Source organism: Fictibacillus sp. EA-CB0309, assembly GCF_055814265.1.
The window spans coordinates 603,916-616,292 of record NZ_CP169271.1 but is presented as its reverse complement, the minus strand read 5'-3'; the positions used below and the strand labels follow the sequence as shown (position 1 = coordinate 616,292).

Below are 12,377 nucleotides of genomic sequence, written 5' to 3'. Positions count from 1 at the left end.
TTATTATATAATTAACTAAACGTTTCTCCCGTCATCACGCTCATAAAATCTCTAAAAAAATAGTTGTAATCGAAATCAAACGCGATTCGATGTTTTTTGTCACTTTCATTAAACTGCACATACGGCCTGACATCTGCAATACTCTGACCTCTTGCTGTGTTTCCGTCTTGCAGCACAATATGTACTGGAAGCGTCCTAAACGTGAACATGTCTTCTCTTATGCAAGCTAGTAAAGTGATTGCATCATGGACAGGACTTCCTTGGATCTCGGGATTTCTGCTTTTATAAAAATTATAATAAAAATCCAGCACCGGTTTGATGATCGGTGCTTTTCCTTTGTAATCAATGTAGTTGACCATTTCTGGGGTAACAAGCGCTCTGTCCGTTACGTTTAACGGGATGATCGTTACGTTATCCGCGTAGGTTAGAACGATTCTTACTGCGACTGGGTCTCCATGGAAGTTCGCTTCAGACACAGCCGTAACATTTCCAGGCACCCAAAACGCTCCGCCCATAATATAATACGCTTTTACTTTCTTCATAAGCGATTGGAACAAGATAAACATTGTAGCTAGCGAAGTCAGCCTTCCTGCATTTACGATAACGAGATCATCTTGATACTGCTCAATAATGTTCACGATCTCGAAGAAGTTTTCGATGAATCCATCATACGTACCGGGTATAATCGGCCCTAGACCGTACACGCCATGTACATCCGGATAAAATGTAGGCTGTTCTCCTGTCATAGGAACTTCTGCACCACCGATAATTTTGACATCACTTGGATAGTTAAATGTTTTTGCCAGATAACTTACATTTGCAATCGTCTGCTCTCTGGCTACGTTCCCATAGTCCGCAACAACCGCTACAATATCTATTTCCTCGCTTAAATAGGCATATGTTAAGGCGACTGCATCATCAATTCCTGCGTCACCAAAGAACAAAACTTTTTGTCCCATTGCACGAATCCCCTTTTAGGCTTTTGTTTTATCCTATTAGGCAATGTGTTGTCTTATGAAGTTTGGTCGTAAAAACTATTGTAAGAATCTATTTCTCAGGTCGGGCGTTGGAATCATACAGCTGTCCTTTTTGCCAAACCACCGATACCGATTTTTCGCTACTTTTCTATAAATGAAATTCCGAATAGGCTGTGGTACAACAACTAAAAACCTTCCTAATCTGAAAGGGAATTTCAAGAACTGGGAGATCTTAAACACTGCATCTGATTCTGTATAGACTTTTCCTTCTTTTATTAAAATTACGGAATTGGTATACTCTGGGTCTATGTTGTATTGAGAGAGCAACTTTTGTCCAGCTTCTGATTGTATGGCTGCAAACTTTAATACACTGCTTTTCTCATGTTTTAGAATAAATTGCACACTTCCATTGCAAAGATTACATACTCCGTCAAAAAGAAGAAAAGCCTTATTTTCTTCCAAATTCTCCATAAGTAACTCTCCCTTCTACCAACGTAGTTTCCCTCTATTTTACTATTAATGCTCATCAAAAAAACATCTTTCTCTTTACCGTTACGTATTATAATAAGAGGACAGACCTAGAAAGGTGAGTACATCATGAAAAATAAAGAAATCAAAATGCAAGCACGGCAGCACCTAAAAGGACAATGGGGCACAGCGGCATTATTTACACTGCTATTCGCTTCGGTTTATTATTTGATCCCATTAATCATAGAAATTAATTTAAGCGGAGGCTTTAAAGCTTGGGTGAACAAGCCTGAAAATGTCGATGGACCGGCAGCGAGTACGTTTATCATCACTCTCGTCTTACTGCCATTATATATCGGATATTTATGGACTTTTTTATCAGTAATCCGCACTGGTGAAAAAATTAAGTTTTCTAGTCTTCTTCAAGCTTTTTCGGAGATCAGCATGTACGTGAGAATTCTAGGAACGTACTTGGTGATGATGGTGTACATGTTTTTATGGACACTTCTTCTAGTGATTCCCGGTATCATTAAGGCATTTTCCTATTCACAAACGTATTTTGTGTTAAGGGATAATCCAAGAATCGGCATCAATGCTGCTATTACCAAAAGCCGTAAGCTGATGAATGGCCACAAGTGGCAATTTTTCGTGCTGCAGTTAAGCTTCATAGGCTGGGGAATTCTATGTATATTAACACTAGGAATCGGATTTCTTTGGCTTGCACCGTATATGAGTGCGTCATATGCTGCATTTTACGAAAACTTAGTGAGACAGCAAAAAGAGGCGTAATTGGCTTCTAGAGACTGCGCCGCTTTCAGGTTGTGCTTAGTTAGTACTGAGAAGAATAATTAAGCGGTTGAACAAACCCCTGTATTGTCCATATGAGATGGACAATACAGGGGTTTTTGTATTTGTTTGGGGCCAGACCCCATTTCCCTAAATATTTCCCGCTCCTAGGACATAACTATCAGTAAGGACAATCAGACAAGACATCTAAGGGGTGGCATGATGGATCAACTTACTGTAATCGTCGTCGGGGTCATTGGGTTTCTCGTATTTATGGGTATCGTAGGGTATACCCAAACCGCTTACCACTTTCGCAAATGGAGCAAGGAGTTGCAGCAGATCGAGACGAATAAAGATCAGCAGCCTTACTCGCATTGGTTGCAACGCGTCACATCAGACTACAAGCAATTTCATCTCGCTGGTGTGCCTCAACTAAACACTCAAGCGCTTATCGAAAAGCACCTTTACAACGAACGCATTCCACTGCTCGGTATTTTTAGAGTACCGGTCGGAAATATACAAAAATTACTCAACCAGCTTCCGTCCTTCACCATCATTCTGGGTGTCCTCGGAACCTTCATCGGACTAACGCTCTCTCTTGTATCAATGCAAGACACGCTCATGACACTCGGCACTCAGCCAGCGGACTCCAACCTCACACTAAACTCAATCATCTCATCACTCACAGCACCGTTTGAAGGAATGAGCGTTGCCTTTTTTACAAGTATCGCAGGGATTGGTGCAGCTCTCTTCCTAAACCTGATTCAGTCAGGTTTTTTCTCACAAGGCACTTCCCTTTCCTACATGCAGAACAAACTTTTAGCCGATTGTGAAGTATATCTCGATCACAACATCAACAGCGAGCTGATCAACGACAAGCCTCAAGATTCGGTTGAACGCCTGCTTGACCGTCTAGCGTCCCGTGTTGAATCATCCTTCGATAAAACACTAGGCGAGTTCGCATCTCAAATGGTTAATTTTACAGCTGGCCTTCAAAAAGCGATGGAAGACGTGAACGGTATTTTTGAAGCACAACGTGAGCACTCCGAACGGTTCGCGGCCTCCACCACACAGCTCGATCAGTTCGGTCAGCGTTTTAACGAAACAACGAAAGAACTGGGTACGATACAAAAACCGTCGACACGAGCATCAACGCACTCGCCAAAAACATATCTTCTTTCGAACAGCAGCTAAAAACAAGCAACGACCGGCACACACAAGGTCAGCAAAAATTCGACCAGCTTATCCAGCGCTCTGATAAAATGCTGCAAGAAGCGCAGCGCAGATCGGAAGAACACGCGCAATCCATGCTTCGCGGCATGCAAGAGCAGCTTCAGCATTACCAAAACCAGCATGATGCGCTCGAAAACCGACTTGCACAAAAGCAAGATGAGTGGCATTACCGATACTCTGAAAAACAAGGCGAGTACGGCCGTGCAGCAGCGGACTTCGCTTCAAGCGTCGGTCAGCTTGAAAAAGGCTTTTATTCCGCCGTTGAACACATCAAACGTGATTTTACCGACCAAGTCCGGAACGTCATGGATAGCCAGAGCCGTCAGCTCGCTTCCATCCTTAACAACTCACAAAACCAGAACAGCCGCGATGACGATATGCGTGAACTCGCACGCACGCTTGAAAACCTTCATCATAGTCTAACTCGAAGCATCACAGACAATAACCGGACGCTCTCAGACATGTACCACCTCATGCAGCGCATCTACCAAGCCGCTATGAACCAATCCAACCAGGTGGTCTATGAAACGCGCAATCCTCGCGCAGCCGAATACGTGGATGACGAGCGGATGCCTGAGATCTCCAACCCGAATTTTAGGAGACGGTGACCGGTATGAAGGCGCGCAAATCCTACTACAACGACGAGAGCCAAGAAACCAAAGAGATCTTCTGGCCGAGTTTTACCGATATGATGGCGATGATGGTGCTCGTTATGGTCTTTATCGCCATACTAGCCTACGTACAGAGCATCTACAACGCCTATGACCAGGCACAGATCAAGCGCGAACTTGGTCAGGTGGCTGAGGTGAAAAAGCACATCTCAGACCTCATCCAAAAACAGCTCGAAGAAAACGTTGGAAAAGATAAGATCATCAGGGGTCCGAACAACACGATCTCTGTAGAAGGAAATATTCTTTTTGATACCGGGAGTGCAGAGATTTCTGCAAAAGGAAAACAAGTTCTTGACCCCTCGCTGATGCACTCGCCGCGATTATCGAGGAAAAAGACATGAGTCAGTACCTGTACATCATTTTGATAGAAGGTCACACCGATTCTGTTCCGTATGACAACTGGTCCCTCTCCACCCAGCGTGCGGTGGCGGTCGTCGATTATCTTGGAAAAGCAAATCCGAAACTGGCGAGAAAGGAGTACGCGCAATACTTGGCGGCAACAGGCTACAGCGAGTATAAACCGATTGCAGAAGGAAACTCAGCTCAAGCTCTTCAAAAAAACCGCCGAATCTCGTTTCAGATCATATTGGATGACGACAAGTGGCAGAGCAAGCTGAAGGAGATTGTGGAGCAATAGAATTGTTTAGCACATAAAAAACGAGCGGAAAGTATTCGCTCGTTTTGTTCTGTTTATTTTGCTTCTTTTTTACGCAATTGGCGATTGAAATAAAGAAAGACCGGTAGTGGAATTAGTATAAATCCTGAACTTTTAACAATTTTGTTCGTTGCGTTTCTTTTAATCTGTGCTTTTTCATCTTCTAACATCAATTTATACTCTCTCCGCAACTCTTCTTCCGTCGTTTTACTAGGCATTGGATTTCCATTTTCATCAAATACTGACTCAGCTTGACCAAGCTTATATTCTGTAAAACTAGCATGATACGTGTTTGGGCTAACCAGATCAGCTACGCCCATAAATACACTAATGCCTCCTCCAAGTGTTAACAAAAGCGTTGTAAATAACACCAAATAAATATACAAATTTCTAAACATGTGTTCTCCACCTTCCTCAACAGGAGCTGTTTTCGACTTTGCAGCTGCAATGGCAACACCAACAAAAAGCAATAACACAATCAATGCTACATATAACAAGTTATCAGTATCCATTAGCATGTAAAATCACCCAACTTTCTATTAACGTATAAGGATTGTTGAACTTAGGAATTACACAAAAACCAACATTATCCTTCTTGATAAATTTTCATGCTTTATCCTAAAACAAAATCTATTAATTCGTTCCTTAAAAACATATGAGTTAGACAACCTTTTTAGTCCCACAGTAAACCTACTTATTGATGATTTATTAAGTCTATAATAGAAATTGGAAAAAATTTTATAAAAAGTAAAACTATTTATCTCTTCTTTACGAATGTATGAGTAAGACACCTTTTTGCAGTCTGGAAGTGAAGAAAAAATCATGATGAAACTGTTGCAACAGAAAAAATGGATCAAGCTAATCCAGAAAAAATCAGATGAAAACGCTGCGAACGAACTGATTGCAGTTTATTATCCGTCTATTTATGCCTACGTTTACAAGCAGACACTGAACAAAGAACTGTCAATGGACTTAACGCAAGAAATCTTTATCAGCATGCTGCAGTCCATTACGCAATACGATGACAAAAAAGCATCCTTTAAAACCTGGCTGTACCGAATCGCAACGTATAAAGTGGTTGATTATTTTAGATCTCGCCACTATACATATGCTCAGTCCACAGACACTATGGAATTTGTTGAAGTAGCTGCATCTTCAGATTTTACGATTGAGCTGGAATATAAAGAAGACATCGAAAGAGTGACCGAAATGTTAAACGCTTTTCATGTAAGAGATCAGCAAATTCTGCGCCTCAAATTATTCGCCGAGTATACGTTTTCGGAAATCGCCAGCACACTAGATATTCCTGAATCATCCATTAAGACCAAGTATTATTCTGCAATAAAAAAACTCAAACAGCGAATGGAGGATGAGTAGATGGACAAGCACAAGTTTCACGTTGATTTCCCTGAGGATCACGAAATAAAAAACCACATTCAACACATTGTTTCAGCTGGGCTTACTAAACCAAAATCTTTTCAGCAATCCTTAAGAGAAATGTATCAGCAGCTCGGTTTCCGTTACCTGTTTCGTGATGCGACTGAGATTCTATTCGTCGTTTCTTTAGCACTTTGTGTGTTGATATACGGAATATTCTCGCTAGATTCATCTGTAAAAACGGATGACATTTACTCATTTATATTTACCTTGTCACCTGTTCTTTATTTTACCGTTGCTTCGCTTTTCTTAGTAAATGCGTTAACAAAAAACACGTTTTCTGTTGAGATGACCTGTAAATATCACGTATTTCAGCTGGCAGCCTTTCGAATGCTAATTTTCAGCTTAATTACACTCATTCTCAATAGTTTTCTAATACTTGTTGTATCCCTACTCTTTCAATCTATCAGCGTACTTCAAGCCTTGCTCTTATCATGTAGCTCATTGAGCATATTTTCCGTTCTTTATCTCTATGTTTTGCAGCATGTAAAAGGAAGATATTCCACATATGCTTTGATGGCGGGTTGGCTGTTAATAAACTTCATCCCAGCATTTCTTAGCCAAGATGGATATTCTGCTTTTCTAAGTCATGTACCGGCCTATGTGTACATAGTGGTATGTGCCGCAAGTCTTGCACTCTATGTTAACTCATTAAAAAAACTAATCGCATTTCGTCATGCAGAAGGAGTTCTATAGATGTTAGTAGTAGAAGAGGTCACGAAAAATTTTGGGAAGTTCAATGCACTAAAAAATATAAATTTAGAGTTTCATAACGGTGTGTACGGTTTATTAGCACCAAACGGAGCTGGGAAAACAACGCTCATTAAGATGCTAACGACTCTATTGTTTCCGACTAGCGGCACGATTTCTTACGGTGGAACAGATATTATCAAGATGGATGAGAAGTACCGAGATATCATTGGATATCTGCCGCAAGAGTTTGGTTATTACAAAAATTATAGCCCGACTGCTTACCTTCTATATCTGGCTGCGCTAAAAGGGATAGACAGAAAAACAGCTGTCGTGCGCGTGGAAGAGCTGCTTAAAACGGTAGCACTCGATCATGTGGCGAGTAAAAAGATGAAGAAGTTCTCGGGCGGCATGATTCAGCGTGTTGGGATCGCGCAAGCCATGTTAAACGATCCTAAGATTCTTATTTTAGACGAACCAACAGCTGGACTTGATCCAAAAGAAAGAGTTCGTTTTCGCAATCTGCTGACGAACCTCGCACGGGACCGAATCGTGATTTTATCCACGCACATTGTGTCTGATGTGGAGTCGATCGCAAACGAAATCATCATGATAAAAAATCAAGAAGTGTTATACAAAGATAGCGTTTCTAACATCTGCCGCAAAATTGAGGGCTTGGTTTATGAGACCGAAGTTGATTACGAGAACACTGAAAAATTTCGCTCCACATACCTCACTCTCTCTGAAAAACAAGAAGCAGGCAGTATGCACATGCGGTTTTTGACAACAGACACCGCGAAACCTGAATGGAGATCTGTTCATCCGAACTTAGAAGATGTATTTTTGTACATCTATCAAGATGAAGTACCGGCTCAGGACGGTTTTTATGATTAAGCGGCTCGAATTCAAAAAGATCGTCACCTCACCCATCATATTAGGTCTTTTTATCCTGTTCATTTTGTTTAATTTTTTTCTGATCTATCAGCAATCACCGATACGTGAAGATATGAATCGGCTTCAACCCATTGTAAAAGAAAACGGTACATTGATGGATATAGAAGGCCGGAGTGGTTTGCAATCGTCCTATGAAAAAGAGTTAAAAGCGTGGAATCAGCTTGCAGAAAGTAAGACAGGCGATACGTATAAGCAAGCAACAGACTTTTACAAACCAGAGCACTTTTATGCTTTGCTGGACGCTAAAAAGTATAGCGAAAAAGAACTGAAAACGATAAATGCCTTAGCGTTAAAAGAAACGTATGTTACGACGATTAAAGAGATCGAAATGAAGTACAAAAACTTGGATGTCATGGACAACGCTGAAGAAGGAATCCGCCTTTACGGATTAAGCGGTTCTGCAGCTGAAACCGTTCGCGCTCATTATGCCTCGTTAAAGCCACGAGTGGAGAAGTTAATCCAAAATAAAGAGCATTTACACCTCTTTTTTCACGGAAAGATCTTTGGTACACATTCTTTCCTTTTTAAGACTATGTTTGGGTTCGTCATCTTTCAGGCGATGATTTTGGTCGTCCTGTTCACGGGGTTCATCGTCAATTATGAATTCGAGCAAAAAACGTCATTGGTGGCGTATTCAACAAAACGAGGAAGAAAATTAGTGTGGGATAAGCTGGTTGTAGCTCTACTTTCTTCAATCCTTGCCACATTCATTTTGTTAGCCGCGACATTAATCGTTTATTTTATGGTATTTGATTATTCAAGTCTTTGGAGCGTTCCGATCAGCACAGGCTTTTTAATTGAACTAAACAACATTCCATTGATCAGTTGGTGGAACTTAACTTTTTGGCAGTACTTGCTGTTATCTTGTACCTTGTTGATTATTTGCCAATTCATGTTCGCTCTGATCACGTTTTGTCTCTCGATGTGGATCAGAAATAGTTATATAGTGTTTACGGTATTCGGCGTCATTTTTGGGGCAGGTCTTCTCGTGCCAAGTAAAATATCAAAAGATAGCGTGATGCTTATTTACACGCACTATTCACCCTTTATGCTCGTGATGAACGTGAAAAAATGGTGGATGGAAAGCGGTGTATTTACAACGTATAAATATTATGAAGTCATTACGGTGTCTGCTTGGTCGGTCGCTTTAATACTTCTATCTTGGTTCTGTATCAGCCGTTTCACACGAGAAAACTTATAGATAGGACGCGAACTCATGAGAATTTTATTCGAGGAATTAAAGAAGCTGTTTACGGTAAAAGCCATTATACTGCTCCTGTTGGTCAGCTTTATCATGTACCAGCAGTTTATCATGTTCGATTTTAAACATTTTCCGAACGGCAGGCCCTTACTTGATACGTTCCTTGCTACTCAAAAAATGCTGAATGACTATGGAGAAACGATGGATGAGGATGAATTTGAAGATTTTAAAAATATTTATCAGCAACGAATTGATGAAGCGACAGAGTATGTAAAGTCACAAGATGAACTGGTGGCTGCGGGTATAGACTCATACAAAAAATTTCGCAGTATGGATCTTGAAAACGAAAAGCTAGCAGCTCTTTATCACAAAGTGGTGTTTGAGGATTATGTGGACGTATTTTGGGAGATTCAAGCGAGAGAAAGAATGATTGAAACGTACGAATATCCTGAGCGTTTTAGCCAATACGGACCCGGTGAGCTAAACGATAAACAAGAAGCTCGTATTCAAGAATTGGTGGAAAAAGGAGCAACAACCGCTGTTTTTACTTATTTAGTGTTTGAAAACTACAATACACTGATCAAAAATGTAGCGATTTTGATCTTCCTTAGCATCATGTTAGTAATCATGCCGTTATACATTTCGGACAACCGCAATCACGCTGTTTTTCTGCAGTACACATCCAAAGTTGGGCGTACGCTTTTTACGAAGAAACTCTTAGCGGGATTAATAGCTTCCTTACTCGTTATTACGATTCAACTCGGCTGTTTTTTCGTTTTCTATGCTGGCAATGACACGAGTATGTTCTTCCCGCTAACCATTAACTCGATTTACAATAATTTTGTTTCTTGGTATGACATCACGTTCTTTCAATATATCGTTCTTACGGTAATTTTCATCTATCTTTTGGGAATAGCATTAGTTTTGATCGCAGCTTGTATCTCAAGAATCGCGCCGAACTATATGACGAGTGTCGGCTTGCATGTTCCTCTCTCATTTATCCTGTTTGGGATGGGAACAAGCTATCTTGTACAGTACATCACTGACGTTCATTTGCCTCAGCATCTCGTGCCGATCTCATTCGTAACAATCCTTTCTATGAGCGCACTATTGTATGGGTGGAGATATAAGAAGGAAAAAGTGAAAGATATCGCTTAAAACCGCGAAAAAGCATCGGCCTCTTCCAGCCGATGCTCCTTTTTTACTTCTTTTTACCGGAATCCAAATTTCACTTCTAAACGTTGGCGATGAGGTATCTTTATCCGCGTTCCATAACATTTCCGGTCCTTCTGTTTGTTCGTAAGACGATGACGGAAACCATTCTGCATAGATGCGACCCCATACATTTTGCAGCGTTTCAGGAAAGGGTCCTACTGCTTCAAAAACGGCCCAAGAAGATGCGACAACCTCTAGATTAGCCAAGTGACCAGGACATTCATTAGTCGTAGCTGCCCCAATATAGTGATCAAGTTCACTGTTCTCAGCCATCCTCTCTGAAAAGTTCGTTGAGGCACTGATTAGCCCTTTTGGCTCTATATTTGATAACGATTTAAGCTCGTTAATGGTGTCCAGGTCTAGACTTTGCCACATAGCTGCGATCTCCGGATTTACTCCCTCAAAAATTAAAGGAACTCTTTTCTTCATTCCCACAATGCGGAACGCCTCTTTTTCAACGATGCGATAGTTCATTTCATTTCCTCCTTTTATCGATAGTTGAAAGGACATGCGTGGAAATGCTTTTAAAGAATGACCGTTCCTTCGAGCTTCTGATGGTGTTACACCGTGCAAAAGTTGAAACGCTTTTGTAAAAGCATCCGGTGAACGGTAGCCATATTTTACAGCGATATCAATGACCTTTGTTTCACCATTCGCAAGTTCAAATGCTGCAAGAGTCAGACGTCTGCGGCGGATATATTCTGATAGTGGAACACCAGCTAGGAATGAAAACATTCTTTTAAAATGATATTCAGAGCAATATGCACGTCTCGCTACTTCCTTAAAATCAATTTCGTCTGCCAAATTTTCCTCGATAAAGTTCAACGCGTCATTCATTCTTTGAAGCGAATCCATATGAACGCCTCCTTTCAACAAAACAATAACAGGAACTCATGTGGCCTACCCGACTTATTATGCACAGATATGACGGATTCCTTTTTGCACAAAAAACAACCGCTGCTACGGGCAACGGCTGTTCCAAATTACTATATAAAAAGGGGGTAGTACTACTATTCCCAGCTCACATTTTTTTATTCATCATTTTGCAAGTTTCATAGATTTTTTTGAACCACTTCTGTTTTTCCGTAATAACTGTGTAAAAACATGCCGAGCATGATGACGAAAACGCCCATTAAAGAAAGGAAAGTTGGACTCGCAATCGATAACAACCACATCTCACCGGCCAGCACAAAAATAATTTCCGCTGATTGCGTTGCTTCAACGCCTGCTAGTTTTACAGGGTTATTCGCACAAAGATCGGTTGCCTGAAAAAAGAGTACGGTTGCGATGACGCCTGATGAAATCGCGACTAAAAAGGTCTGCCACAGCTGATCATTCGTCGGTGGTCCACTTTCAACCCAGCCGATTACAGCCAGAACGATCCACCACGGCAGTGAAGTGATCGTCATGCCAAACGCACGCTGAAAAGCATCAAGACGCTTGTTCGTAACAACCATCATTTTTCGGTTGCCTAGCGGATACGCAATTGCTGCAACCAAGACAGGCAGCACAACATTTAACCACGCAGAGCCATTCACCCCACTCGCTTCCTGCACTTGAACGAGCGCGACTCCTCCTAAAATGATGACAGAAAAGCCTAGCCCTTTAAACGGTATCTTTTGCCGGGACGCACCTGCTTTATTCTTCCCTTCTCCTTCATAAAAGAACGGCACGAGAAGAGAACCTGCAACAATCGTAATCTGCCATGTTGCTGCCACGAGCCATGCTTCTCCAAATCCTGCAGCATACGTAATCGGCGCATAAAAGAGAACAAAGCCAACTGAACTCCATAAAAACCACGTGCCAAATTGAGCTCTTAACTCTTGAAAAACAGGACGCACGTTTCCACGTATCCAAACGATCAGCCACAAAAGCGGCACCATGTAAAAAAAGCGAAGGGCCGCACTCCAATGCCAGCTTCCGCCTGATAAATCCATCGAACGATTCAATATGAAGGTCACCCCAAAGAAAAAGGCAGCCGCAATACCAAGCCATATCGGTTTCATCCTAAATCCCCCGTTTCCCCTAAAAAATATTCATTTGTTTTGTCCAACATGCCAACATCAATTTTACATTATCTTACCATAAGG

14 protein-coding genes and 1 pseudogene are annotated in these 12,377 nt (G+C 41.3%); 10 read left to right on the top strand and 5 right to left on the bottom strand.

The annotated features are described in order from the left end of the window. Positions 1-11: 11 nt before the first annotated feature. Complete coding sequence (locus ACEWFH_RS03540; RefSeq protein WP_473726126.1) at positions 12-959, bottom strand: nucleoside hydrolase; 948 nt, start codon at positions 957-959, stop codon at positions 12-14. A gap of 75 nt (positions 960-1,034) precedes the next feature. Continuing rightward, positions 1,035-1,448: a thiol-disulfide oxidoreductase DCC family protein gene (locus tag ACEWFH_RS03535; RefSeq protein WP_473726125.1), complete on the bottom strand. Its 414-nt coding sequence runs from the start codon at positions 1,446-1,448 to the stop codon at positions 1,035-1,037. 126 nt (positions 1,449-1,574) lie between these two features. Here ACEWFH_RS03535 and ACEWFH_RS03530 point away from each other — a divergent pair, with 126 nt between their 5' ends. From ACEWFH_RS03530 to ACEWFH_RS03510, 5 genes are all read left to right on the top strand, one after another. Next, the gene (locus ACEWFH_RS03530) at positions 1,575-2,234 is read left to right on the top strand and encodes a DUF975 family protein (protein WP_473726124.1); all 660 of its coding nucleotides are present in this window, start codon (positions 1,575-1,577) and stop codon (positions 2,232-2,234) included. 216 nt (positions 2,235-2,450) lie between these two features. After that, entirely contained in the window at positions 2,451-3,425 is a 975-nt protein-coding gene (locus ACEWFH_RS03525) for a hypothetical protein (protein WP_473726123.1), read from the top strand. Between the two features lie 68 nt (positions 3,426-3,493). Continuing rightward, entirely contained in the window at positions 3,494-4,072 is a 579-nt protein-coding gene (locus tag ACEWFH_RS03520; protein WP_473726122.1) for a hypothetical protein, read from the top strand. Then, positions 4,069-4,476: a hypothetical protein gene (locus ACEWFH_RS03515; RefSeq protein WP_473726121.1), complete on the top strand. Its 408-nt coding sequence runs from the start codon at positions 4,069-4,071 to the stop codon at positions 4,474-4,476. Before ACEWFH_RS03520 ends, ACEWFH_RS03515 begins: the two co-directional genes overlap by 4 nt. After that, positions 4,473-4,772, top strand: coding sequence for an OmpA/MotB family protein (locus ACEWFH_RS03510; protein ID WP_473726120.1), 300 nt, complete (start codon positions 4,473-4,475; stop codon positions 4,770-4,772). Before ACEWFH_RS03515 ends, ACEWFH_RS03510 begins: the two co-directional genes overlap by 4 nt. Positions 4,773-4,825: 53 nt before the next feature. Here ACEWFH_RS03510 and ACEWFH_RS03505 read toward each other — a convergent pair whose 3' ends face one another. Next, a complete protein-coding gene (locus ACEWFH_RS03505; RefSeq protein WP_473726119.1) occupies positions 4,826-5,308 on the bottom strand; it encodes a hypothetical protein in 483 nt (160 codons plus the stop codon). 304 nt (positions 5,309-5,612) lie between these two features. Between ACEWFH_RS03505 and ACEWFH_RS03500 the strand changes: the two genes are divergently transcribed. Genes ACEWFH_RS03500 through ACEWFH_RS03480 form a run of 5 tightly spaced genes read left to right on the top strand, consistent with a single transcriptional unit; the run spans position 5,613 to position 10,230 of the window. After that, positions 5,613-6,167 (top strand): RNA polymerase sigma factor, encoded by a 555-nt coding sequence (locus ACEWFH_RS03500; protein WP_473726118.1) that lies wholly within the window; start codon positions 5,613-5,615, stop codon positions 6,165-6,167. Next, a complete protein-coding gene (locus tag ACEWFH_RS03495; protein WP_473726117.1) occupies positions 6,168-6,923 on the top strand; it encodes a hypothetical protein in 756 nt (251 codons plus the stop codon). Continuing rightward, a complete protein-coding gene (locus ACEWFH_RS03490) occupies positions 6,924-7,811 on the top strand; it encodes an ABC transporter ATP-binding protein (protein ID WP_473726116.1) in 888 nt (295 codons plus the stop codon). Further along, entirely contained in the window at positions 7,804-9,072 is a 1,269-nt protein-coding gene (locus ACEWFH_RS03485; RefSeq protein ID WP_473726115.1) for a hypothetical protein, read from the top strand. The genes ACEWFH_RS03490 and ACEWFH_RS03485 overlap by 8 nt, the downstream gene beginning before the upstream one ends. 15 nt (positions 9,073-9,087) lie before the next feature. Then, complete coding sequence (locus tag ACEWFH_RS03480) at positions 9,088-10,230, top strand: hypothetical protein (protein ID WP_473726114.1); 1,143 nt, start codon at positions 9,088-9,090, stop codon at positions 10,228-10,230. A gap of 48 nt (positions 10,231-10,278) precedes the next feature. Here the strand turns inward: ACEWFH_RS03480 and ACEWFH_RS03475 are convergent. Further along, a pseudogene (locus ACEWFH_RS03475) lies at positions 10,279-11,142 on the bottom strand (AraC family transcriptional regulator); the annotation flags it as partial. 197 nt (positions 11,143-11,339) lie between these two features. Further along, positions 11,340-12,293 (bottom strand): DMT family transporter, encoded by a 954-nt coding sequence (locus ACEWFH_RS03470; protein ID WP_473726113.1) that lies wholly within the window; start codon positions 12,291-12,293, stop codon positions 11,340-11,342. Between the last annotated feature and the right edge of the window lie 84 nt (positions 12,294-12,377).

What these genes read in the sequence shown, in the direction of transcription:
- ACEWFH_RS03510 (WP_473726120.1), top strand. Translation starts at nt 4,473, where the DNA reads ATGAGTCAGTACCTGTACATCATTTTGATAGAAGGTCACACCGATTCT.
- ACEWFH_RS03485 (WP_473726115.1), top strand. Translation starts at nt 7,804, where the DNA reads ATGATTAAGCGGCTCGAATTCAAAAAGATCGTCACCTCACCCATCATA.
- ACEWFH_RS03520 (WP_473726122.1), top strand. Translation starts at nt 3,494, where the DNA reads ATGCTGCAAGAAGCGCAGCGCAGATCGGAAGAACACGCGCAATCCATG.
- ACEWFH_RS03500 (WP_473726118.1), top strand. Translation starts at nt 5,613, where the DNA reads ATGATGAAACTGTTGCAACAGAAAAAATGGATCAAGCTAATCCAGAAA.
- ACEWFH_RS03525 (WP_473726123.1), top strand. Translation starts at nt 2,451, where the DNA reads ATGATGGATCAACTTACTGTAATCGTCGTCGGGGTCATTGGGTTTCTC.
- ACEWFH_RS03530 (WP_473726124.1), top strand. Translation starts at nt 1,575, where the DNA reads ATGAAAAATAAAGAAATCAAAATGCAAGCACGGCAGCACCTAAAAGGA.
- ACEWFH_RS03540 (WP_473726126.1), bottom strand. Translation starts at nt 959, where the DNA reads ATGGGACAAAAAGTTTTGTTCTTTGGTGACGCAGGAATTGATGATGCA.
- ACEWFH_RS03505 (WP_473726119.1), bottom strand. Translation starts at nt 5,308, where the DNA reads ATGCTAATGGATACTGATAACTTGTTATATGTAGCATTGATTGTGTTA.
- ACEWFH_RS03535 (WP_473726125.1), bottom strand. Translation starts at nt 1,448, where the DNA reads ATGGAGAATTTGGAAGAAAATAAGGCTTTTCTTCTTTTTGACGGAGTA.
- ACEWFH_RS03495 (WP_473726117.1), top strand. Translation starts at nt 6,168, where the DNA reads ATGGACAAGCACAAGTTTCACGTTGATTTCCCTGAGGATCACGAAATA.
- ACEWFH_RS03490 (WP_473726116.1), top strand. Translation starts at nt 6,924, where the DNA reads ATGTTAGTAGTAGAAGAGGTCACGAAAAATTTTGGGAAGTTCAATGCA.
- ACEWFH_RS03480 (WP_473726114.1), top strand. Translation starts at nt 9,088, where the DNA reads ATGAGAATTTTATTCGAGGAATTAAAGAAGCTGTTTACGGTAAAAGCC.
- ACEWFH_RS03470 (WP_473726113.1), bottom strand. Translation starts at nt 12,293, where the DNA reads ATGAAACCGATATGGCTTGGTATTGCGGCTGCCTTTTTCTTTGGGGTG.